This window comes from Pseudoalteromonas sp. Isolate6, from assembly GCF_022398435.1.
Lineage (GTDB): Bacteria > Pseudomonadota > Gammaproteobacteria > Enterobacterales > Alteromonadaceae > Pseudoalteromonas > Pseudoalteromonas galatheae.
Genome location: NZ_JAKEVK010000431.1, coordinates 1 through 503 on the forward strand (window position 1 = coordinate 1; position 503 = coordinate 503).

At 36.0% G+C, this 503-nt stretch carries 1 protein-coding gene; it reads right to left on the reverse strand.

Annotation, left to right across the window (positions count from 1 at the left end):
* Positions 1-95: 95 nt before the first annotated feature.
* Positions 96-344 (reverse strand): hypothetical protein, encoded by a 249-nt coding sequence (locus L1D50_RS23340; protein WP_010370628.1) that lies wholly within the window; start codon positions 342-344, stop codon positions 96-98.
* Between the last annotated feature and the right edge of the window lie 159 nt (positions 345-503).

Here is a 503-nt window from a genome sequence, read left to right on the forward strand (position 1 = left end):
ATGTATATAATATCTAACACGTTAATAAACCCGATAAATATATTTCAGGTAGATTAAGTGATGCTTGTTAAGCCCAGAGTATCTCGACTTAGCTTTTAAGACACTCGTTTCTTACGCTTCGACATAATGCGCTTAGTGCCACTCCACGCCATCCAACAGCCGAATAACACGGCTCCCACGACCAAAGAGTAAATAGCAAAAGAAGCGACTTTAATAATAAAAATGACGAGCAAGGTGATGAACAGAACAACAAACAACAGAAGCTTTGGTGATTTAGCTAATTGCTTGGCAATAAAAGAAGGTAAAAACGCACTTAATATGCGCTCCAATCTTTGAGCATTCATAACACTAGTATCCTTGTGTTTAAGTGAGATTATTTTTAAACGGACGATAGGTTATCAGCTTTATTTCTACCTGCCAAATTAATTATTGGTTAATTATCAAACTGAACAATTCCAACCTGCGAACTAGTTACTAAGTGTAATCTACGGCAGAAATAAAAA

Coding starts and splice junctions, on each gene's coding strand:
- L1D50_RS23340 (WP_010370628.1), bottom strand. CDS start 344: ATGAATGCTCAAAGATTGGAGCGCATATTAAGTGCGTTTTTACCTTCT.